At 61.5% G+C, this 22,630-nt stretch carries 19 protein-coding genes; 6 read left to right on the forward strand and 13 right to left on the reverse strand.

The genetic code is table 11. The features are described from left to right. Nucleotides 1-22 precede the first annotated feature (22 nt). Nucleotides 23-1,366 carry a nucleotide sugar dehydrogenase gene (locus CK222_RS10780; RefSeq protein WP_095800375.1) on the reverse strand — a complete coding sequence of 448 codons (1,344 nt, stop codon included), beginning with the start codon at nucleotides 1,364-1,366 and terminating at the stop codon, nucleotides 23-25. 108 nt (nucleotides 1,367-1,474) lie between these two features. Then, nucleotides 1,475-2,653 carry a DUF3095 domain-containing protein gene (locus CK222_RS10785; RefSeq protein WP_095800376.1) on the reverse strand — a complete coding sequence of 393 codons (1,179 nt, stop codon included), beginning with the start codon at nucleotides 2,651-2,653 and terminating at the stop codon, nucleotides 1,475-1,477. Nucleotides 2,654-2,728: 75 nt separating this feature from the next. On the opposite strand from CK222_RS10785, the gene CK222_RS10790 reads away from it, so the two are divergent. Continuing rightward, entirely contained in the window at nucleotides 2,729-3,817 is a 1,089-nt protein-coding gene (locus CK222_RS10790) for a glycosyltransferase family 4 protein (protein ID WP_095800377.1), read from the forward strand. Next, nucleotides 3,814-4,590, forward strand: a complete 777-nt coding sequence (locus CK222_RS10795) for a polysaccharide deacetylase family protein (RefSeq protein WP_095800378.1) — start codon at nucleotides 3,814-3,816, stop codon at nucleotides 4,588-4,590. The genes CK222_RS10790 and CK222_RS10795 overlap by 4 nt, the downstream gene beginning before the upstream one ends. Nucleotides 4,591-4,640: 50 nt before the next feature. Here CK222_RS10795 and CK222_RS10800 read toward each other — a convergent pair whose 3' ends face one another. The 4 genes from CK222_RS10800 to CK222_RS10815 form a co-directional block, all read right to left on the reverse strand. Beyond that, on the reverse strand, nucleotides 4,641-5,486 hold the full coding sequence (locus CK222_RS10800; RefSeq protein WP_067326303.1) for an MBL fold metallo-hydrolase: 846 nt from the start codon (nucleotides 5,484-5,486) through the stop codon (nucleotides 4,641-4,643). Nucleotides 5,487-5,522: 36 nt separating this feature from the next. Continuing rightward, a complete protein-coding gene (locus tag CK222_RS10805) occupies nucleotides 5,523-5,969 on the reverse strand; it encodes a cyclic nucleotide-binding domain-containing protein (RefSeq protein WP_067326300.1) in 447 nt (148 codons plus the stop codon). Between the two features lie 102 nt (nucleotides 5,970-6,071). Next, entirely contained in the window at nucleotides 6,072-8,786 is a 2,715-nt protein-coding gene (locus CK222_RS10810; RefSeq protein WP_095781213.1) for an ABC transporter ATP-binding protein, read from the reverse strand. A gap of 15 nt (nucleotides 8,787-8,801) precedes the next feature. Then, nucleotides 8,802-9,155, reverse strand: a complete 354-nt coding sequence (locus CK222_RS10815; RefSeq protein ID WP_095800379.1) for a hypothetical protein — start codon at nucleotides 9,153-9,155, stop codon at nucleotides 8,802-8,804. A gap of 82 nt (nucleotides 9,156-9,237) precedes the next feature. Here CK222_RS10815 and CK222_RS10820 point away from each other — a divergent pair, with 82 nt between their 5' ends. Beyond that, nucleotides 9,238-9,909 carry an SAM-dependent methyltransferase gene (locus CK222_RS10820; protein ID WP_095800629.1) on the forward strand — a complete coding sequence of 224 codons (672 nt, stop codon included), beginning with the start codon at nucleotides 9,238-9,240 and terminating at the stop codon, nucleotides 9,907-9,909. A 77-nt stretch (nucleotides 9,910-9,986) separates the two neighbouring features. On the opposite strand, the gene CK222_RS10825 is transcribed toward CK222_RS10820, so the two are convergent. From CK222_RS10825 to CK222_RS10835, 3 genes are read right to left on the reverse strand one after another with little or no spacing between them, the layout of a single operon-like run. Next, a complete protein-coding gene (locus tag CK222_RS10825) occupies nucleotides 9,987-11,144 on the reverse strand; it encodes a glycosyltransferase family protein (RefSeq protein ID WP_095800380.1) in 1,158 nt (385 codons plus the stop codon). Further along, nucleotides 11,141-12,385, reverse strand: a complete 1,245-nt coding sequence (locus CK222_RS10830; protein WP_095800381.1) for a glycosyltransferase family 4 protein — start codon at nucleotides 12,383-12,385, stop codon at nucleotides 11,141-11,143. The genes CK222_RS10825 and CK222_RS10830 overlap by 4 nt, the downstream gene beginning before the upstream one ends. Before the next feature lies 1 nt (nucleotide 12,386). After that, nucleotides 12,387-13,601, reverse strand: coding sequence for a glycosyltransferase family protein (locus CK222_RS10835; protein ID WP_095800382.1), 1,215 nt, complete (start codon nucleotides 13,599-13,601; stop codon nucleotides 12,387-12,389). Nucleotides 13,602-14,273: 672 nt separating this feature from the next. Here CK222_RS10835 and CK222_RS10845 point away from each other — a divergent pair. After that, complete coding sequence (locus tag CK222_RS10845) at nucleotides 14,274-15,137, forward strand: FecR domain-containing protein (protein ID WP_095800384.1); 864 nt, start codon at nucleotides 14,274-14,276, stop codon at nucleotides 15,135-15,137. A 175-nt stretch (nucleotides 15,138-15,312) separates the two neighbouring features. Here the strand turns inward: CK222_RS10845 and CK222_RS10850 are convergent, their stop codons facing one another. The 4 genes from CK222_RS10850 to uxuA form a co-directional block, all read right to left on the reverse strand. Further along, complete coding sequence (locus tag CK222_RS10850) at nucleotides 15,313-17,517, reverse strand: adenylate/guanylate cyclase domain-containing protein (RefSeq protein WP_095800385.1); 2,205 nt, start codon at nucleotides 17,515-17,517, stop codon at nucleotides 15,313-15,315. Between the two features lie 212 nt (nucleotides 17,518-17,729). After that, nucleotides 17,730-18,974 (reverse strand): MFS transporter, encoded by a 1,245-nt coding sequence (locus CK222_RS10855; RefSeq protein ID WP_095800386.1) that lies wholly within the window; start codon nucleotides 18,972-18,974, stop codon nucleotides 17,730-17,732. A gap of 19 nt (nucleotides 18,975-18,993) precedes the next feature. Continuing rightward, the gene (locus tag CK222_RS10860; protein ID WP_245433006.1) at nucleotides 18,994-19,251 is read right to left on the reverse strand and encodes a MaoC/PaaZ C-terminal domain-containing protein; all 258 of its coding nucleotides are present in this window, start codon (nucleotides 19,249-19,251) and stop codon (nucleotides 18,994-18,996) included. Nucleotides 19,252-19,322: 71 nt separating this feature from the next. Further along, nucleotides 19,323-20,507 carry a mannonate dehydratase gene (gene uxuA / locus CK222_RS10865; protein WP_095800387.1) on the reverse strand — a complete coding sequence of 395 codons (1,185 nt, stop codon included), beginning with the start codon at nucleotides 20,505-20,507 and terminating at the stop codon, nucleotides 19,323-19,325. A 190-nt stretch (nucleotides 20,508-20,697) separates the two neighbouring features. Here uxuA and CK222_RS10870 point away from each other — a divergent pair, with 190 nt between their 5' ends. Further along, entirely contained in the window at nucleotides 20,698-21,429 is a 732-nt protein-coding gene (locus CK222_RS10870) for an FCD domain-containing protein (RefSeq protein WP_095800388.1), read from the forward strand. A gap of 17 nt (nucleotides 21,430-21,446) precedes the next feature. Further along, a complete protein-coding gene (locus CK222_RS10875; RefSeq protein WP_066994025.1) occupies nucleotides 21,447-22,232 on the forward strand; it encodes an SDR family oxidoreductase in 786 nt (261 codons plus the stop codon). Nucleotides 22,233-22,630: the final 398 nt, after the last annotated feature.

A 22,630-nucleotide genomic window follows, 5' to 3' on the forward strand; every position in this document is an offset into this window, starting at 1 on the left:
AATTCGCCGGCTCAGACCGCCATCAGGCCTTTACCACCGTCTCTCGGGCTAGCCCGAGGCGGCCGAAAACATTGCGCGTGTCGACGATCAGAAGGGCGTGATCGGCGATCGCCTGATAGTCGATCGCGTCGTGGTCGGTTGCAACGACGACAGCATCGAAATCCTTCAAGGTCCCCTCGCTCAATTCGACAGACCGACGCCCCTTGATCGGCATATGCTCCCGTGTCGCCGGAATTTCTCTGACGTGCGGATCGTGGAATTCGGCCTTGCCGCCCCATTCCTCGATGAGTTCAATGAGCCGCAATGAAGGGCTCTCGCGGATGTCCGGCACATTCTTCTTATAGGCGAGCCCAATGATGAGAATGCGCGAGCGGCTGAGCGCCTTGCCGCAACGCCGGTCCAGCGCCCTGGCCAGTTCATCGACCACATGACGCGGCATAGCCGTGTTGATCTCTGCCGCCAGTTCGATGAAGCGGGTCGGCAGTTCGTATTCGCGCGCCTTCCACGTCAGGTAGAAAGGATCGATGGGGACGCAGTGCCCGCCAAGTCCGGGCCCAGGATAGAACGGCATGTAGCCGAAGGGCTTGCTCTTTGCCGCCTCGATCACCTCCCAGATGTCGATGCCCATCGCACCGAGCACGACCTTCAACTCGTTGACCAGGGCTATGTTGACCGAGCGAAAGATGTTTTCCGTCAGCTTGACCGCCTCGGCGGTCGCGGTGGTGGAAACCGGAACGACGGTCTCGACCACACCCTGGTAGAAATCCTTCACGAGCGCCGCCGCTTCAATGCCGTCGCCTGCCACGACCTTGGGGATCGTCGCGACTTCAAAGCTGCGGTTGCCGGGATCCTCGCGTTCGGGCGAGAAGCCAAGGAAGAAGTCTATCTTCGACTGCAAGCCGGTTTGTTCCAGGATGGGCTTGATCACGTCGTCGGTGGTGCCGGGATAGGTGGTCGATTCCAGCACGACCAGCTGGCCGAGACGCAGATGCTTCGCGATGGTGCCTGCCGTGTTCCTGACAAAGGAGAGGTCTGGCTCGCGGTTTTTCGTCAGCGGCGTCGGAACGCAGATGACGATGACATCGCAGGCGGCCAGTTCGGTAAAATCCGCAGTGGCGCGAAACCGTCCGCTCGCCACCTCGACGGCAAGGGCAGTGGACGTCACCGCCTCGATGTAGGATTGCCCGCTGTTCAGATTCTCGACCTTCTGGGCTTCAATGTCGAAGCCGAAAACCGGGAAGCCGGCGCGTGCTACCGCGACCGCCAGCGGCAATCCGACATAACCCAGTCCGATCACCCCGACTTGCGCGGTGCGCGTCGAAATCCGGTTCAGCAGACTGTCATATGTCGATCGTGAGGCGTCCAAAAATCTGTTTTCCTCAATGTGGACAGACTGCCCGCTTCCACGGCGAGGCTCATGTTGGCCCAACAACCCCGAGGCATATTGCGGAAAATGGATCTCCGCAAGCCGTCGTCAGGCCGACACCTTCGCCTTCAGGCTTGCGGCAGCCATCGCATAACCGCCGGCGGCGCCGTCGATGAAATGAACATGATCGCGCTGCAGCGGCGAGGCGACGAGGCACGTCATCAACGCCGATTGCTGGCGGTGCAGGCCATAGGTGCAAATGCCCGCCTCTTCGGCCTGCTGCAGCCGGTGCTCGATCCGCTGCAACAAATCCGCATCTACATCGATGGTCATCTTCAAGCCGTCATCGAACTTCCGGAAATCCGAATTGCTGGCCACGTCGCGTTTGTAGATCTTCGGATCGAACCTCCCGATCGTCCAGCCATATCGATCGGTCACAGCCGCAAGCGACAACAGGAACACTATCCACAGCTTCGACAACCACCGCCTTCCCGCCGGCGCGACGGCCCGGGCCTCGAGATCGAGGCCGGCGGGCGAAAAACCATAGGCCGGCCCGTTCACCGGCACCGGATGGCCATCGCGTTCCTGTCGACCGACAAGGGCGATGATGTCGGAAGCCAGAACCTGAAAGCCGCGCACATCGCGCGAGGCCCCCGGAACGGCTATGATCGAGACGATTTCGCCATGCCGGGCTTCGATCGGGCGCCATCGGCAGGAGAGACCGGTCAGATCCGGCCGCGCGTTGGCCGGCGCAGGATCGATCAAGTAGCGCCCCGCTTTCATCTCGGCTTCCGCCCAACTGCCGCCGCCGCCGGCGAACATGGCATAGAACACCGCTTCGGAGGCCCGGAACCTCGCTACCCGAACGTCGAGGCCCTGCGCTCTTATATCCGCTATCGGCACGATTGCGGCACGCAAGGTCAGGTCCAACTCGTCCGCCACCCATCGCTGGACGGCCGCCAGGGCGTTGCGCGTGATCTCCAGCGCCGAACTCGGAAACGCCACGAGCGCGCCGTCGCCGCCGAAGACAAAGGGAAGATCTTGCCGACCCAGCGCATTGAGCAGCGCCGAAATGACGCTGGCGCCGGCCATATTCACGGTTTTATAGCGCCCTGCCTCGATCGCCTTGGTCGAGCCGACGATGTCGGCGGTGGCCAGCGCCCAGCCATCGGGAAGCGGCCGATAGTTGTCGATGTCGGCAACGCTTTCGAACTTCGCGAACACCGGCAAGGAAGCGACGAACGGGTCGGACGCTGCGGCTGTTTCCATGAGCATGCAATAGCACATTCCACTGCTTGAAGGTGAAACTCGATCATGCTTCGAAATTGACTTGCGCAGGCTTTCGAATGATAGGCTCCGGCGATGCGAATTGCCTTCTACGCGCCGCTGAAGTCGCCCAATCATGCCGTTGCCTCTGGCGACCGTCAGATGGCACGGATGTTGATCAAGGCGCTTGAGCATGGAGGGCATCGCGTCGATCTGGCATCCGAATTGCGCTTCTATCTACGCGAACCGGAGTCGAAAAGTTTCGATGCGCTCAAGGTCGAAGCCCGAGAGGAAGTCGCGCGGCTGACAGAGCTTTGGCAGCGTGACGGCAAGCCCGACCTCTGGTTCTCCTATCATCTCTATTACAAGGCGCCCGACCTGATCGGGCCCGAGCTGGCGTCGGCCTTTGCCATCCCCTATGTGACCGCGGAAGCCTCCTATTCGAAGCGGCGCAACGTCGGTTTTTGGGCCGATATGCAAGCCTTGGTGGCGCGAGCCGTCGAACAGGCGGCGCTGAACATCTGCTTCACGCAAAGGGATCGTCGGGGACTGACAGACGCTCTTCCAGACGCCGTTTTCGGCATGCTTTCGCCCTTCATCGACACATCGGTATTCCGGGAACTGCCGGCGCGTGGTTGTCCGACGCGTCTCGTTACAGTCGCCATGATGCGACCGGGCGACAAGGTCGATAGCTATCGCATGCTCGCGCAAGCCCTCGCTCCGATCGGCCACCTGCCCTGGACCATGTCGGTCGTCGGGGACGGGCCTGCCCGTGACGAGGTCAAAGGGCAATTCGCCGGCCTTCCCGCCGACCGGATCGAATGGCTTGGCGCGATCGAGCCAGCCGCCGTGCCGGATGTCCTCTACAGTGGAGGGATTTACGTCTGGCCGGGTTGCGGCGAAGCTTATGGCGTTGCCTATCTTGAAGCACAGGCCGCCGGGCTTCCGGTGGTGGCGCAGGACATCGCCGGCGTACCGGAGGTCGTGCGGGATGGCCAGACCGGATTTCTCACCCCGCCGGGCGATGTGGCAGCGTTCACGTCTGCCATTGAAAGGCTTCTGGTCCGTGACGACGAAAGAACCGCCATGGCCGGCAACGCCAGACGTTTCATCCTCGAAGAACGCTCTCTCGGTACTGCAGCGGCGCGTCTTTCCGAACTTCTTGCGAAGATCGCGGTTGCATGACATTCGATCAGATCTGGCAGCCCTTGGTGGAAGAACTGGCGTGCTGGCGACGGGCGGACCGCAAGGCGGAGTTCTGGTTGCGCGACGACGACGCTGTGGATCCGACGGCTGCGCTTGATCGGCTGCTGGACCTCACCCGTGCATTCGAGGTTCCGCTCACTCTGGCCGTCATTCCGGCGCTGACCGACGAGAGGCTTGTCGTCCGGCTTGACGAGGCGCCGCATGCCTCCGTCGCCATCCATGGCTGGGCGCACCGCAATTATGCGCCGCAGGACCAGAAAAAGCAGGAACTCGGCGCGCATCGGCCACGCCAGGCGGTGCTCGATGATCTGGCCCGCGGGCTGTCGCGCCTAACCGGGTTGCACGGCGCGCGTGCCGTTCCGATGCTGGTGCCACCCTGGAATAGAATCGACCCCGGCTTGGTATCGGAGCTTGGATCGGTAGGATTTGCGGCATTGTCGGTCTTTGGGCCGCCGAAGCCGGCCTCAGTGCCGGTCATCAACAGCAATGTCGACATCATCGATTGGCATGGCACGCGCGGCTGTCGCGATCATGGGCCATTGGTTCAGGCCATCATTGCGCAATTGCAGCATGCCTTCGACGGTGGCGAACCGGTCGGCCTGCTCACCCATCATCTCGTCCACGATGAATCGGCCTGGCTTTTTCTCGAACGGCTGTTCACAGTCGCCGCACAGACTGAAGCCTGCGCATGGCTTCCGATCCGGACATTGATCGGGCGTAGCGGCGGTAGAGCAATTCCAGGAAAAGTGTGAGCGATTTTCCTCCGGAATTGCGTCAAAACAATAAGATAGAGCAAAATAGCTCAGCGCTTTTTGTGCAATGAGACTGGAAATTTGAGCGTCTGGCCGTCCCGCGCGGCAAAAGCGCCGGCAAACCTGGCTTTGGCCAGTTTCTCGATCTCGTCCAATTGGTCGTCGGTGCGTGTCGGATCGTGGTGGAACAGCCCAAGCCCTCGGGCACCGGCTGCCTCACAGAGTTTGACGCCCTGCTGCCATGTCGAGTGCCCGTTGCCACGGCGGTCTTCCATTTCGTCCTCGGTGTAGGTGCAATCGTAGATGACGAGGTCGGCGTCTTCGATCAGGTCGAGCACCGCCTGATCGAGCTTACCCGGCTCGTGCTCAGTGTCTGTGATCACGGCCACGACGCGGCCGCCCCATTCGACGCGGTAACCTATGCAGCCTCCCGGATGGTTGAGACTGCCGGTCCGGACGACCACTCCTTCGCGCGGCCTTAGAACGTCTCCGGATACGAAATCGCGGCAGTCGATGCTTGCCTTGCAGATGTCGAGCTTGGCCGGAAACCACGGCGGCCGCATGAATTCATCGACCATCTGACGGGTCGTCATGCGTCCCGCAAGATGGCCGGACCAAAGCCTGACCTTGACGCTCCGGTCATAGATCGGTTTGAAAGCCGGCAGCCCGATGATGTGATCGTAATGGCAATGGGTGAAAAACAGCTCGAAATCGGTCACGCCCGAGGCCCGAAACGCTCTGCCGGCAAGCCCTAGGCCAGAGCCGGCGTCGAACAGAAGCATATGCTTGCCGCATCGCATCTCAATGCAGCTCGTGTTGCCGCCATAGCGAGAGAATTCTGGTCCCGATACCGAAATGCTGCCGCGCACGCCCCAAAACCTGACCAGGAAATCCATGCTGCTCCTTCGCCCGTCGTGGCCAAACAACTGCTGCTAGGCGTTTCGTGCGTCGATCAGGTCCGCGGTCGTATGGCTTAGACGATCGGCAAGAACCCGCAATATCTCGATGGTCATCTCCGGGAACTCCTTCATAAGCCTCAGGAAATGATCCTTGCTGATTTTCAAGGCTTCCAGCGGACTTGCCGCTCTGACGGTGGCAGTGCGGGAGCTGTTGCACAAGATGGCGATCTCGCCAACGATCGAATTCGGCGCCAGTTCGGCAACTTTTATCGGCCCGCTGTCGGAATCGACCAGAACATCCGCGCTGCCTGAGAGGATGACATAGGCGGCATCTCCCTCGTCGCCCTGCCGGAAAAGGATCTGGCCGGCGCTGTAGCTCACACGATCGGATGTGAACGCAAGCAGCTTGAGCTTTGTCGGTTCGATGCCGGAGAACAAGGGAACGCGTTGCAGCATTCCAACTTCATCCTTGAGCAGCATTGTCGCAAACCTTCTCAAAATTCGCGTTTGCCAGGCGCCGTATCCCGTGGCCTTGCAGCCAATTCCCACCGACAGAACGATCCCATCTCAATGCCCGTTGGTCTAAGACAGCAGTTCCTTGAAGATACCCTTCCCTGCCAAAAGTGTCTCGAGCGTTCCGTCTTCCACCAATTTACCCGAGTCGAAGACGATAACGCGATCGAACATCATCCCCATTGCCGGATTCGTCACAACCCACACAATTGCCGGCGAATGGCCGTCGCACCTGGCTTCGTCGAGCACGTTTCGCAGCACCTTGTCCTGCGCACGCTGGTCGAGCGCCGACAGCGGCCGGTTGAGAATGAGAAAATCGGGACGCTTGAGCAGGGCCCGGGCAACATCGAGCTTCTGCCGCTGGCCAGCGGTCAGCCGCCTGCCGCCGGCGCCGACGTTGAAGTCCAGGCCAACATCCAGAAGTTCGGCATAAAGCCCCAATTCGTCGAGAATGTCATAGACGATGGAGCGGATGCGATCCGGCGCGTCGGGATGGTTGTTGCCCACACGCCCGAACAGGACATTATCCATGACGCTGGCCGCGGCAATGTATTTGGCAGGATCATAGCGTTCGATCGCATTTTGCAGCTCGGACGGCAGGGTTTCATAGAACCGGTTGCGTGCAGCGACGATCTTGCTCATCAGATCCTCGCTCAGCAGACCGAAGCGGTGCCGGGGCTCGATATAGGCAAAGCTCAGTGTAACGATCATGGCGCGATCGTTCTCCGAAACTGCCTCATAGGGCCGGTTCTTGAGCCGTTGCAACAAGGTTTCGTAGGCGGGTATCTCTTCGGCGCCCATGAAGGCGAGCTGCTGGAAGAACTGGTGATCGGGCGGCAGGTCGGCAAACAGCTCGATCGCCTGTTCGGCGATCTCCATGCCCATCTCGAAAAGCGTGCGGTCGAGGCCGGCTTGCCTCAGCACAGACGCAAAATAGGGATTGGCCGCTAGCGCCTTGTCGGCCAGTTCGGGGCCGGCGGCGGCGCCGAAGAGCAGGTTTTGGCCGATCGATGCTTCCTTGTTGTAGGCGCCTGGTTCGAAAGGAACCACCAGTCCGCTCAGCCCTTCCTGTTCCAGCCGGGTTCGAAGCGCCGCACGCAGTTCGACGATGCGCCTGGCGAGTTCCGTGTGACGCGTCAGGTCAGCCGAGGAGCGCAAGCCAAGATCCAGAATGTCGCGCGACAGAAGAACCGCGTCGAGCACCCGGCGCACCGCCTCAAAAAGGTCGTGCGGGCCGGTGGCGCCGGCGGAAGCATAGTCGATCCAGTCGCTCCGGATATCGAGGTCCGAATTGCCCGACCGCCGCGCCTCGTGAATGTTCCAGCGCTGCTGGTCTGCCGCAGCACCCTCATAAGGCACTGATGTCAGCGGCGCATGCTTCAACCCGTAGAGCAGGTTATCGCGGAGGCTTGCATGGAACAGGAAAACATCCGACGAGGCGTAGGACATGCGCCGGCCGGTCACCGCTTCGGGAAGTTCAAGCAGGTCGTCGGCGCCCGAAGCGATCTTTCCGCTGTCCGGCCAGTTCAGCCGCGCGAAGGCTTCCGCAAGCGCCTCCGCTCCACCTGTTGCGGTGCTGACCAGCGCCACCGTCTCACCCGGCTTGACCTGGAGCGAGATCCGGTCGAGGAGCATTCCACCGCCATCGTCCGCTATGGACAGATTGATCGCCGACAGCGGGTTGGTCATCGGACCGGGAGCATCGATCGTCAACGCCCCAATTCTTGGCGCAATGAGACCCTCGACGGTGAATTGCTCAACGACCTGCTGGTATTTGACCTGGACATCCTGGCGAGCCTGATCCCAGTCGATCAGTTCCTTCATCGGTCCGGGCAGGTCCTTGTAGGCGCTGATCACGGCCACCAGCTGGCCGACGTCCAGCCGCCCCCGGATGACCAGGTAGCCACCGATCATGTAGAACAGAAAGGGCGTGAGCTGCGCCAGGAAATTGTTGAGGAACTTCACCATGAATTTCCATTGGTAAAGATCGAAGCGGATCTTGAAAATGAGGCCGAGCCGGGCAGCTATGTCGGCGCGCTCGTAGTTTGATGTGTCGTGGACGTGAACCGCGCCGATGCCGTCGACGATTTCGCCGACCCGGCCCGAGAGCGCGCGCGCCGTCAACTGCCGTTCGCGCCCGAGCACGATCAGCCGCCGCCGCATGCGCGGGATGAGGACGATCTGGATCACCACGATCACGACCGCAATCGTTCCGAGCCAGAAGTTTTGCACCATGATGAACAGCATGGCCGTCAGCGCCTGACCGCCGAGCAGCACCGGCTGCAGGAAGGCATCGCCGATGAAGCCCCCCAGCGGCTCCACCTCGTCCTTCACCATGGTCGCCACTTCGGCGGATTTCACGCGTTTGAAGTAAATCGGCGGAAACCGCAGCACGCGATCGATCAGATCGAAACGGATACGCCGCAGCATGCGCTCGCCAAGTCGGCCTTTGTATGTGTTGATGTAGAGTTTGAACAGGCCGTTGATGATGACTAGCAAAAGGAAAACAATACTCAGCGCAAACAGCGTCTCCGTGCGGTCGAGCTGAAAGCCGGAGAAGAACTGCACCTCACCAATGAATGGCAGGTCATAGTGCAGCCTCATGAACGGCTGGGTCGCACCGGGTTCTCCGAAACCCTTACCTTGGATGGGGCCGTTGACGATCAGCTTCGGCAGATCGAAGGATATGAAATACGGGATCATCGAAAGCACGACGATCATCAATATCCAGACCTGCTGCTTCTTGGTGTGCGTCCAGATATAGCGGGCTAAACTGGGTTCCATCCGACCGTGGACCGTTCAATTGCAAGGCTGCAGGACATAGAAGCACCTGCTGGCTAATGGCGCATCGGCAATTTCTTCGTCGCCAACGACATGCTTCGAGCCACAGTGCACCGTGATTGTCCTGCGCTCAACGATGAAAGGACGCTGCGAGGCGGCGCGATCCAGTTCAGGCGCATGGTCGATGACCGCAACACGGGCATTGTTGATTAGCGAAGAAAGCAGCTGGCCAAACGATTGACGGCTGCCGTGGCGTTTTGGCGAACGGCCGCCACAGCTGCGCTGCTGATGCTGGCGCATGAACGCCGATGGTCCGGACTGATGCGACAGCCCCTCTCCGGCACGGGGCAATGGCGAAGCGGCGTGCAGCATGATCAACGTCCGCGAACCAACCAGCCTTGCCGGGCAAGATTGCGTTGTGTCGCCCGAAATCCCAACCTACAAGACGAGTATGATGGATGTCACGCAACCACGCAATGCGGGCATGGACGGGCACGAACAGGCCTTGGACCTCACGCGGGGAATTGCCGCCTATGTCAACCACCCTCTCGTGGCAGGGCTGGCGCGCGTCATCGCCAGGCATCCGCAGGCCGATATCGCCAACGCCTTCAACCACAAGCAGGTCGCCTGCAAGATGTGGGCACTCGACAAGCTGTTCGATAGCTGCGGCGGCCGGTTCGGGCGCATATGGGTTCTGGGTGGATGGTACGGCGTATTGCCGGCAATGCTTTTCAACGATGCTCGCTTCGACATCGGAGCGATTGATAGCATCGACATCGATCCTGAAGTCGCGCCGGTCGCCCGGACCCTCAACCGGGATGCCGTTGACCGGTTCCGCGCGCTGACGGCAGATATGTACGCCGTTGACTATGTGGCCGCGCAGCCCGACCTGGTGGTCAATACGAGCTGCGAACACATAGTCGATCTGCGCGCCTGGCTTGCCCTGCTTCCGCGGGGCACGAATGTATTGCTGCAATCCAACGATTATTTCAGCGAGCCGACGCACGTCAACTGCGTGGCTTCACTGGCAGCCTTCGAAGCAATGGCGCCGCTACGGGAGGTGCGGTTCGCGGGCGAACTGCCGACCAAAAATTATACGCGTTTCATGCTGATTGGAACTGTTTAACGCATTTCGCTCTAAAGAAGCGTGACGGCTGTCGAATAACGACGTCGCGCGAATCTCACCGGGGCGACGCGCGTTAGCTAGAGTTCCGTTTTCAGGGACCATGTTCGATGTCGCTCGCGCAGGATTTGGGCCGAGCGACGCGCGCCTTCCAGATCGAGACGAGGCGCGGACGGCCTCGGTCCAGCAAGCGCCTGTTCGATCGCTCGCGCCAAACCTTCAGGCGTTAGGTCCTTTTCCGTCAGCACCGTTGCAAGACCGAGTTCTTCGAGCATCAGGGCGCGAACCGTCTGTTCGGTTTCCGCGCCCGCTGCAAATGGAACGAGTAGGGAGCGACAACCCGCGCGAAGCACGTCGCAGACCGTGTTGTAACCCGCCTGCGAGACCGAGAGGCGGGCGCCGGTCAGCAGGCTGGCGAAATCCTCGCGGAACCGGAAGACGGACAGGCCCGGCGTGGCATCGCGTGCGATCGCGTCGAAATCGCCTTTCGGCAGGTTGGGACCGGTGATCAAACACCATTTCCAAGCGCTGTTGGCATTCCGCGCCGCTGCAACAGTGGCACTAACGAGGCTCTTTCCGGCAGCCCCGCCGCCAACCGACACTAGAACATCGAAGCGCTCGGAGACCGCGGGCGGTGGCGGCGCGGCAACGAGCCCAGTGTAGGCGACCTTGGCCCTGATCGCCCCGACCAGTGGAAAGGTCTTGTCGATGGTCGCGAAAGCCGGATCGCCGTGGACCATGACAAGGTCGAAATGCCTGTTGATGAGATCGACCGTTTCCTCGTTTCGGCCCGGCTTGACGCGCTCCTGAAGGATATCACGGACGGACGTCGCCAGCAGCGGTCTGGGTGATGTCGCGTCGATGGCCTCGATCAGCGGCAGGAGTTCGAAACGCATCTGCCGGCGTCCAAATGGAAACGCCTCGACAATGACGATATCGGGCACGCAATCCCGATAGGCCTGCAACAGCATCTCCGAACGCCATCTCCTGAAAGCATCGTCGATGGGTTTGCCCTGCAGGTCGACAAGTCCGGAAAATCCTTCATCGCCGGAGGTGACGGGAGGCAGAGATACAGATTTGACGCCCGATCCTGGAAACCCCGCGATCGGCGCGCCGCCCGTCACCACGGTTACGTCAAACCCGTCATCGACCAGAGCCGCCGCAATGCGGCTGGCGCGCGCAAGATGGCCGATACCCAGGAGGTGCTGGACATAGAAGAAGGCGCGCAGTCGCTTCATTCGGCGGCCCGCCACTCCCGCTCGAACAGTTCCTTGAGCTGCCCAATGCTTGTCAGATGATCGAAATTGGCGCGCACGCGCCACTCTGCAGCGTCACCGAGGCGGGCGCGCAGCACGGGATCACGGATAAGGCGCTCCAGCGCCTGTGCCAGGGCAATTGGGTTTTCTGTCGGGACCAGCAGCCCGGTTTCATCCGCAGATAAAAGCTCCGGCACGCCGGAAATATCGGTCGACACGCAGGCAAGCCGCTGGCTGGCCGCCTCAACCAGAACATTCGGCAGACCGTCCCGGTCGCCGTTTGCGGTGATCCTGCAGGCCAGGGCGAAGATGTCGGCGCGGCGGTAGTGCTCAAGCACCTCCTCCTGAGCAAGCGCGCCTCTCCAAGAGACGCGACCATCCAGGCCGAGCTTTTGCGCCAGCGCCTTGAGCCGTTCCAGTTCCTCGCCGCCGCCGATATGCTCGAAACGCCACGCCAAATCACCAGGCAGGAGGGCAAGAGCCTCCAGCAAGGTATCGTAACCCTTCTTTTCAACGGCGCGCCCGACACTCAGAACGATAACCGGTTCGTCCGGTGCCGAGCCGTCATGCTGTTTCCGCGCCTCGCGGAAGCTGCCGAAGCGATCAAGGTCGAGCCCATGATAGCTCAGATGCAAAGACGAGTTGCCGTTAGCGAGTTTTTTCAGACGGTCGAAGCCGGTTCTCGTGCAAGTGACCGTCCAGCGGGCCGAGGAAAGCTTGCCGGCGAGATCCCAGTCAGGCGAAGTCCAGATGTCCTTGGCATGGGCCGAGCAGCTCCAGGGCAGACCGCGAAGCTGGCTGGCATAGCGTGTCACCGATGCCGGTGTGTGCGCGAAATGCGCATGCAGCCAGCCCACATCTTCCGGCCATTCGGCCGCCAACACGAGCGCTTGCCCGAAGCGGCGTACGCGATTGCGCGTAAAGTCGCGAGGGATGTCGGCAGCCAGCGATCCGAACGCGCGCCAGAAGCCTGGCCGCAGCAGACAAGCAAACAGCGAGCGAGCCACCCGCATCGGTTCTTCATGCAGATATTCCGGCAGATAATGGACGGGCGCTTTGATCTCGTTATGCACCGGATGGCGTTTTGTGTCGGTCGGCCGTCTCAGCGCGACGAGTATCAGGTCGAACCCCGCTCGCTCCAACCCGAGCAGTTCCTGCGCGATGAAGGTTTCCGACAGCCGCGGATAACCCTTCAGAACCACGACGATCTTGCGATGTTGCAACTCAGTTGATGCCTTCAATGACCGAAAGGTGATGGCCGGCACGCCTGTCGAGCAGTTCCGCGACGATCGCGGAAATATGAGGCAGCCCTTCCAGCCTCAGATGCGGATTGCTCTGCGATGGGCGGGGCCGATCCGGCAGCACCTTCAGTGTATCGGCAAACCGCTGGGAATCCTCGGCTTCTTCCGGCGAAAGCATCTTGATGAGACCGAGTTCGGCTGCTCGCCGTGCGCGGATCAGTTGCTCCTCGCGCGGCTTGATGCGCGGCACGATCAGCGCCGGCTTGTCGAAGGACAGTATCTCGCAATAGGTGTTGTAACCGCCCATCGCCACTACCGCCTTGGCGCCCGCAATCAGCTCTTCCATGCGGTTGTCGAATTCGATGATCTTGATATACGGGATTTTGGACCCCTTCTTGAGAAACTTGTTGCGCTTGCGCGCCGGCATGTAGGGCCCAAGCACGATCAGCGCCCTACGCTGCAATTGCGGATCCTGCTGATAGGCATCGATGACGTTGTGGATCAGATCGGCGCCGTCGCCGCCGCCACCGGTCGTAACGAGGATATAGTCGCCCTGGGGGCGGTGGCCGGGCAACTCGTTCTTCTGCAGGCTCCGTTGCAGGAAACCGACGAACTTCATCTTTGCCCTGATAGCCGGCGGCACATCCAGGCCGGTCAACGGATCGTAAAAATCCGGCGGACCGTAGGCCCAGACCTTGTCGTAGAACAGGCCTATCTTGCGCATCACATCCCTGCGTTCCCACTCTGCCTCCAGCAGATGCGGCGCATCCATCACCTCGCGCAGGCCAAGCACCAGCGTAGTGCCTCGCGTCTTGAGGTACGACAGCGTGTCCTCGATCTCACCGCGCAGCCCGAGCGGTTCCTTGTCGACGATGAAGATATCCGGCCGAAACGTCTCGGCTGTGTGGCGAATGATCGACTGGCGCATTCTTAGCGTCTCATGCAGATCGATATCCTTTTCCAGCGAGGTGTATTCGCCGTTGCGCAACTTGATGACGCTCGGGATCTTCACGAAGTCGACGCGGGCGCGGTAGTCGAAGGCGCCGGCGATAGGCGCGCCCGAAATGATAAGCACCTGAAGTCCGTGGAAATCCTCGACCAGGGAATGCGCGATCGTGCGGCAGCGCTGCAAGTGGCCGAGCCCGAACGTGTCGTGGCTGTACATGAGAATTCGAGCATCTTGTACGTGCTGGGTCATTGTCGAACCTCTTTAGAATTCTCGCCTGAGGACCGCGGGCCCCCCCGCAGGATTCCAACCCATTTCTCGCGGGTCTATCGACCTGTTTTGAACATGAGGGAGCAATTTTTTCAAATTATATTACCCAAGAGGGTTCATATGCTGAGCAGCGTCTGCTCAGCTGCTATGCACATTGGATGCGAGCCCAGCCTATTTGCCTTGTCGGCCTCGTGCGCTGCAGATAGATCACGGCGGATACATGCACTTGTATCGAGACGGGTCGCGGGCTGGCCGATTGCTTGCTTTCAGAAAAGCGGCCAGGGCGATGGCGCTCCTCCCTCGTGGCCGAGCGGCTAAACTGCCCAAGAATGGGCTGAAGATCTTCAAAGACAGCGCGCCGACACAAAGCATGATCGAAGCCCCAGATGCGGGCGCTCTCGCGCCGCCCACGCAGAACATCGCCTTGTCCCTCAGCCAGACGAATTCAGTAACAGCATTGGCGTTATCCCACCTCCGACCCGATGAGCGAGGGGGCAACCCGCGCGGCCCACCCAAGCGCAGGACCTAACGTCGACGATTGTGCCTTCGAGCGTCGCCCAAGCGAAAGAGCCATATCCTACTCAAATTGAGGTATGACTCCGCGGGGACAGCCTTTCAAGCATGTGCTAATAAAGTCGTTTCGGGGAGGATGCCATGCCGTCCTTGAGGTGGGCTGCAGTTGTCGCGCTTGCCGCGAATCTCATCAATGCGACACCGACCATAGCCGCCGAAGCAGTGGGCCGGGCAGTCGTGATCAAGACTGCCGTTACCGGCGCAACCGGACCACTGGTGGTCAGCGCACCCGTTCATCGGGACGAACGAATCAGGACATCCAATACCGGGCTTGGCCAATTCGTGTTCCGGGATGGCACCAAGCTGGCGGTGGGGTGGGGTTCTTCCGTCGTCCTCGACAAATACGTCTTCAACGATGACAATTCGGTGAAGAAGCTCACCATCCGCGCTGCCAAGGGAACGTTTCGCTGGATAAGCGGGAGCTCGCCTTCGTCCGCCTACCAGATTGTGACGCCCGCAGGCACAATAGGCGTGCGGGGGACAGCATTCGATGTCCACATCGCGCCCAACGGCAAAACCGCCGTCGTGCTGCTGAAGGGGTCGGCCCGATTCTGCAGCGGCGGCGGATGCAGGGAACTGAAGCGGCGCTGCGATTGCGTGGTCGCGACGCCGTCAGGCGCGATGTCCGACGTTATCAAGGTCAATCGATCTGTGCTCACCACACTCGGCACCTCGCGGGCATTGCCGTTTCTGACCGGCAATCAGCAGCTCTCGGGAGGCTTTGACGCAATCGGCGGAAATTGCGGGCTTACGGCTGCCATTCAGCAGGAGCATACGGCGCGGCCGGAGCGGCGCAACTCACCGGCACCACCCAGTCCGGGCACCCCCGATCCGCCGAGCCCGCCGCGGGGCGACAAAGATGACGGCAACAACGGCCATGGAAATGATCCGGGCAAGCACGATCCCAGCAATCCCGGAAAATCCAAGGGTCCTGGCAAAAAGTAGCGGCAGGGGTGGCCGGCAGTGGCAAGAGCAGCGGATAGCCGCTCTTTTTCTCGGCGCGTCCGTATCCGACTTCGCCAACCGGTCTGGGCCAACTCGCCCCTACGTCGCGGTGGACGAAATTGTTGCCCTTGAACACCACCGAGTCGAGCGGTCGACCGCCCTACATCAATGAAGGTCAAGAACCGGAGCCGAATTGTTGCTCCGCATAGCCGGCGTTCGCTTCCATCGCCGCTCCCCCCCGCTTGCCAACAAAATCATCCGCTCTGCGCGAGATCCGGCCATAGAATTCCTGCAACCCTGTCGGCAGGCCCGCAGCCTTGACTTTGGCCGCCGCGATCATCTTTCGGGTGCCTGGCAAGCGCGATTGCAACGCCTCCACGAGCTTGCCGTGGAGAAGCCGCAATTCGGCAAAATCCGGCGACGACCCAACGTTTTCATCGCCTACGACGGCATTGATTCTGGTCCTCGTGCTCTTTCCCTTGAGTTCCAGCGATCCCGCGTCGAGCAAGGCCCAGCCTTGCAGCGATCTTACTGTGTCGTCGGACGCGAGGATATCGAAACTCACCGTCTTGCAAGTTGTCTCGATACGCGCTGCGATGTTCACCGCGTCGCCAACGGCCGAATAGTTGAAACGCGACTCCGCGCCCATATTTCCGACACAGGCGACGCCGGTATGGATTCCGATACCGATGCGAACCGTCTGCCCGGCCCCGAATCCGAATGCATCGCTTTCGTTGAGGCGGGCAATCGTCTCGCGCATCGCCAATGCCGCGCGAGCGGCTTTGCGGGGATGATCGGTGACGTCGACCGGGGCATTCCAAAAGGCCATGATCGAATCGCCGATGAACTTGTCGAGCGTGCCTTCATTGGCGGTGACATGACGGCTGAGCGCGTCGAGAAGCGTGTTCAAAAACCGCACGACGGCGGTGGGCGGCAGTCTTTCGCTGATCTCCGTGAAGTTTCGCACATCGACAAACATCACGGTCAGCTCTCGGTCGTCGCCGCCAAGACGAAGCGCGCCGCGCGTGTGCTCGATCCGGTAGAGAAGCGATGGCGACAAATACTGACCGAAGGCCCGCCGGATCGCGCGCCGCTCTCGATCAGTCACCAGGAAGCGGAAAGAGGTTGTCGCGAAATGCGTGATCGTGCCCATGAGGATCGGCGCAAACGGGTCGAACAGCAGTCCCGCAAGCGAAAAGGCAAACCATGATGCGACGAGCGCCAGTCCCGTGATCGCAAGGCCGCAGGCGAGCGCAATCGCGGGGCTTACGAAAATCGTCAGAATCACCAGGAGGCTGCCGAGCATCGCGATCGACGCGATTTCCAGCCCGTTTGCCCAATCAGGCCGAGACAGATAGTGGCCGGACAGCACCTGTTCAACGATCTGCGCGTGGATCGAGACGCCCGGCACGTTCTCACCGAGCGCGGTGACACGAATGTCCTGCAGCCCGGCGGCCGAAGTGCCGACAAACACGATGCTGCCTTCGATCGCGGCCCTCGTTTCGGACGAGACGCCGCCGGGTGCAAGCACGTCCTTCGCCGAAACATAACGCTCGGCCCTGTCGGGACTGACATTGAGCCAGAGTTCGCCGGCCGAGGTCACCGGGATAACGAAGTCGCCGATCTTGACGGAGGTCATTATGCCCTGCCGATCCGGCGCGCCGGCAATGAGGTAGGTGGAGGCCCCCTGCGCTACTCTTATGGCTTCGAGGGCAAGATCCGGATAAAGCTGCTCGCCATCAGTCAGAAAGAGTGGGGCTGTCCTCACCACAGCGGTCGATCTGCCGGGATTGAGGCTGATGTGTCCGATGCCGGCTGAATTGGCCTCAAGCTGCGGCCGCAGCGGCGTGGCTGCCTTGATAGGCGGAGGAGCAGCGACCGGGCTCTCGCCCATAAAGGCAATGCCAGCCTTGATTTGCGGCCGATAGTTCCCTTCGTTGGAGATGCCGTAGCCCAGGATAACTGGCTTGCCGGCGATCGACCCGGCGAAGATCTCGTCATTGTCGGGCAGGCGGTCGAGCAGGGCCGGATCGATGCCCGGCACGTCGCGGAGGACAGTGCGAGGCGACAGACGGTCGGGCTCGGCGAAAAGGATGTCGAATGCGATGGCTGCCGCACCAAGCTCCGTCAGCTTTTCGACCATGGCCGCCATGCGATCCCTGGGCCACGGCCACTGCCCGAACTGCTGCAATGAGGCCTCGTCGATGTCCACCACGCGGACGGGCATCGACTCGAAGCGGCGAGGTGCCAGCCTCTGATACTGGTCGATCGTCGCTTCGCGGGCGAGTCTCAACGGCTGCGGGTCGCTCGCCCGGACAATGGTAAGCGCTGCGACCAGCGACAGACCCAGGATGACGCCGGCCAACTGGGCGCGTGTCATGACATCTGCACCAGTAACTGTGCCGCGTATCCTGCTTGCATGGCCCCGCTCCGGGAGGCAGCTTTCGAGCCTCGAAGCTAGGCTGCATTGTTCCCGGCAAATGTGCAATCGCCAACCTTGCGCCCAACGGAGCAGCGTGGGCCCAGCGCTGGCGATTTGCGTAGCGACGAAGTTCTCAATCTCCAGCGCTAGACAGTCGAGGAGCAAGAGCGCTAGCGGAGGCCGCCGGCCATTTTCACGCTCTCCGGCAAGTTTCGCAACCACAGCATAGCGGCCGCCCCGAGAAGCGGGCCCGGCACCAGCAGCAGGAAGGCCCAGCGCCAGCCGCCGATGAAGTCGGCGAAGCGCGGCGTCAGCCAGATGGCGAGCACCGTCAGCCCAAAGCCGGCGCCAAGCTGCACCGACAGCGCCGTGCCGACGAAGCGGCGATCGCCAAGCTCGGTCACTGCGGCGGAGAATTGCGCCGAATCGCCGATCACCGAAATACCCCAGACGACGGCGACCAGCATGAAGAACCAAAGCGGCCCGGCAAACAGGAAGCCCATCAGCAGCGCACAGCTTCCCGAGACGATCATCATGCCGGCGGTGGTCGCGGTTCTGCCGATGCGGTCCGACAGATAGCCGCCCAACAGGCAGCCAATGATGCCGGAGGCGACGACGAAGAAGGTCGAAAGCGAGGCGGCAGCGGCCGATCCGATCGCCTGCGCCTCGAATGCCGAGCGCGTATAGGCAAGCAGCCACGCCCACATGGCGTAGAGTTCCCACATATGGCCGAGATAGCCGAGATTGGCCAGGAGCAGCGGCCGCTCGCGAAACACCTGCCCGATACGCGATGGCTCGAACACCGCCTTGCCGAAAGGATAGGGCCCCTCCCTTGCGAACAAGAGAAACAGGAGCGCGCCGATCGTCGTTGCTACACTGGCGGCCGCGACCACCGGCCGCCAGTCGAGCGCGGTCAGGACAGCGCGAAAAAGATGCGGCAGCGCCGAGCCGATGGTGAGCGCGCCTATGACTGCGCCGAGCGCCAGCCCCCGGTCGCGCGTGAACCAGGTGGCGACCAGCTTCAGCGCCGGCGGATAGACGCCGGCAAGCGCTGCGCCGGTGACAATACGCGCGGCGATCACGCCGCCTGGCCCGGGATGAAGCAGCAGGCTCGCATTGGCGAGCGCGGCGACAAAAGCGGCGGCCGCCATCAGCCGGCTGAGCCGCACCAAATCGGGAAGGTTGACCAGGCTCGCCCCCAGCGCACCGATCACGAAGCCGACCTGAACGCCGTTGGTCAGCCAGGCCTCCCCGCCGGCGCCGAGCGCAAGCTCCTGCCTCAGTTCGGGCAGGATGGCGGTCGCCGAAAACCAGGTGGTCAGCGACAGAACGACCGCCAGGCAAAGCAGCGACAGCACGCGCCAGCGGCCGCTGTCGGCGGCCATGCCAAGCGGGCTGCCGCTCACCGCGCTCATGCGCCTTGCAGCGGGACGGTCAACACGGTCGCCGCGCCGGTGGGACAAAGCTCCCCTGGCCGTTGCGTAGGCTGGTCTCGATCTTGCAGATCGGCTTGTCGGGGCGCAACTTCTTGACCTCCACGCGTCCGGTGATCGCCTCGTCAACGCCGACCACCTTGACGAACTTCCATGCGATTTCGAGAAAGACCGTCCCGGGCCAGGGCAAATCCTCCGCGACCAGGGCATTGAGAATACCAGAACTGACGCCGCCGTGGAGGATCGGCTTGCCGAACACCGATTCTCGGCCAGCGCGGTCATTATGCAGCGAATTGCGCTCGCCGGTAATGTCGGTGGAAAGTTTCGATTCTATGCCAGCCCGAACCGCTCGACGGCCCGCATGATGCCGCGCAGTTCGGCGAGGCCCTTCAGCCTGCCGATCAGCGAATAACCGGGATTGATCCTGGTCTTCCCGATGTCGTCGGCGAGCAGATGTCCGTGATCGGGTCGCATCGGAATGCGCCAGTCGGCGCGGCCTTCCTTCCGACGGCGCGCTTCCTCCTGCATCAGGGCGAGGATGACATGCGCCATGTCGGTGCCGCCCTCGAGATGTTCGGCCTCATAGAAGGAGCCGTCATCCTCGATGGTGACGTTGCGCAGATGGACGAAATGGATGCGGCCGGCGAACTCCTTGACCATGGCAACGATGTCGTTGTCGGCGCGCGTGCCGTAGGAGCCTGTGCAGAATGTCAGCCCGTTTTCCGGGCTCTCCACGGCATTGAGAATGAACCGCGCATCTTCAGCTGTCGAAACGATGCGCGGCAGGCCGTAGAGCGAGAAGGGCGGATCGTCGGGATGGATGCACATGCGCACCCCTTCCTGTTCGGCGACCGGAATAATCTCGCGCAGGAACCAGGCGAGATTGTCGCGCAATTCCCTTGGCCCAATCGAATCGTACTCGGCCAAGGCCTCGCGAAAACTGTCCCGGTTGTAGCTGCGCTCGGTGGCGGGCAGTCCGGCGATAAGGTTACGCTCGATCCGGTCGATTTTCTCGTCGCTGATCTCTTTCAATCGCGCTTCCGCTTCGGCAATGCGCGCGGCGCTGTAGCCGGCCTCGGCATTCCGTCGCTTCAGCACGAACAGGTCGTAGGCCGCGAAATCGATCGCGTCGAAACGCAATGCATAACCCGTCGTCGGAAGGCGATACGCCAGATCGGTGCGGGTCCAGTCGACCACAGGCATGAAATTGTAGCAGATCGTCGCGATGCCGGCCTTCGCCAGCGCTCGGATCGTATCCTTGTAAAAGCCGACATAGCGCAGCCGTTCCGGCGAGCCGATCTTGATCGAGTTGTGGACGGGGATGCTCTCGACGACCAACCAGGTCAGCCCCGCCGCCTCGATGATCCGCTTGCGCTCCAGGATGTTTTCTAGCGGCCAGGCGCGCCCGTCATAGATGTCGTGCAGCGCCGAGACGACGCCCGTCGCCCCGGCCTGCTTGACGTGATCCAGCGTCACCGGATCGTCCGGGCCATACCAACGCCAGCACTGCTCCATTTGCTGCCTTCCTTTGAGAGAGAGCGGAAACTTATTGTTGGACCAGGATGACAGTCAATCGACAATTTCGGCTTTCTCGAACGCCTGACGGCCGACAGGTAGCGTGGTAAACTGATCGAGACGGCGTCCAATTCGATTGTTTTCCCGGAATCTTGGGATATCCTGGTCCAACAATTTGGGAGATTCGTCATTGGAAAATTCTCACGCCGCGCGCGAGAGCGGCGCCCGCCGCCACGCCGGCGGCAGCTCGGCGGTCGATGCCGCGGCCGGGCGGATCCTCGATCTCATCCGCTCGCGGCAGCTGAATGTCGGCGACGTGCTGCCGACAGAGCGCGAGCTCAGCGAGATCACCGGCGCCAGTCGCAACACCGTGCGCGAGGCTTTGCGCGCCATCCGGACCTACGGGCTGATCGAACCGAAACCCCGCGTCGGGGCTGTGCTCGCGGACGGGCATAGCATCGCCATCCAGAATTTCTTTGCCGCGCATATGGATGTCTCGCGCTCCTCCTTCGCCGACATTCAGGGCTTCAGGCGCATCATCGAAGTCGGCATCGGCGACCACATCGTGCTCAACGCCACCAACGAGCAGATCGAAGCGCTCGACGCGGTCAACGCGCGGATCGTCGAGAGCCGCTCGATCCAGGAGGCCGCCGAGAATGATTTCGACTTCCACATGGCGTTGATCGGGCTGGCGGACAACCGCATGCTGTCGGACATGTATTCCTTCCTTTCCCCGGTGATCCTGCGGATCATGACCATCGGCAAGGAGATGCGCCCGGTCCTGGCCGACACCCGCGCCGCGCATGGCGAGATCGTCGCCGCCCTGCGCGCGCGCGACAGAGTGGCCTACGCCTACCTGATGAGCCGCCATCTGGATTTCGCCCTGCGATTCCTGCCGGAAGAGCCGAGTTCCGACACGTGACTGAAGGAGTTCCCGCAATGAAGGATTTTGTTGGCAAGGTCGCCCTGGTGACGGGGACGACGGGAATCGGTCTGGCAACCGCCAGGCGCCTCGCCGCAGGGGGTGCTGCGATCATCGCCTGCGGCATCGACCGCTCGGCCAATGCGGCAATGAGAGCGGAGCTGGAAAGTTCCGAAGCCGGCGCGCTGGTCGTCGACACCGACGTCTCCGTGGCGGACCAGGTCCGCGATGCCGTCGCTGCCGGGGTCGCACGGTTCTGCGGCCTCGACGTGATCGTCAATTCGGCGGCCGTCCATCCCTACGGAACCGCGACCACGACCGACTGGGAAACATGGAACAAGGCCATGACGGTCAATGTCGGCTCGATCTACCTGACGGCGCATTTCGGCATCCCCGAAATGATCCGCCGCGGTGGCGGCGCCATCGTCAATGTCGCCTCGGTGCAGGGTTTCGCCTGTCAGCAGAACGTCGCCGCCTATGCCACGACCAAGGGCGCAATCCACACGCTGACGCGTTCGCTGGCGCTGGATTACGCGGCGGCTGGCATCCGGGTCAATTCGGTCAGCCCAGGCTCGATCCGCACACCGATCCTGGAGAAGGCCGCGCGTGGCGAAACCGGCAGCGATGCCGATGTCGAGGAAGCGTACAGGCGCTTCGGTGCGGCGCATCCGCTTGGCCGCATCGGCGAACCAGAAGAAGTGGCCGAACTCATCGCCTTTCTGTGCTCCTCCAGAGCGAGCTTCTGCACCGGCGCGGATTACAAGATAGACGGCGGCCTGACCGCCGGCATCGGTGTGAAATAGAGCCATGAAGATCGGTCTTGGCCTTTGCCGAAGTAGCTGACGCCGGACGATTTCCGCTTTGCCCGTCTGGCGGGCGCCATGCATGTCGCTGCCCGCCTCACCAACTATTTCGTGGCCCAGGATCACCCAGGATAGATCAGGAGCTTGTTGGCATTGCAATGTGGTCGCACCAGTGGCGATCGCATCGCATTCGTGTTGAAAACGCAGCTCAAAATCACCCAAAAAGCAAGTGAAGTCGAGGTCAAAAGGTTAAACTGATTTATATTTCGATTCAAATTGTCCATATTAACTAACTATTAACATGTCGCTTAACTTTTTGATTTTTTTAGGTATGGTGCCATGAAGGAGGTAGTTTGAACTACCGGAGAGTGGGGCGACTTCTCCTATGCGAAAAGTTT

This window comes from Mesorhizobium sp. WSM3866 (assembly GCF_002294795.1).
GTDB lineage: Bacteria > Pseudomonadota > Alphaproteobacteria > Rhizobiales > Rhizobiaceae > Mesorhizobium.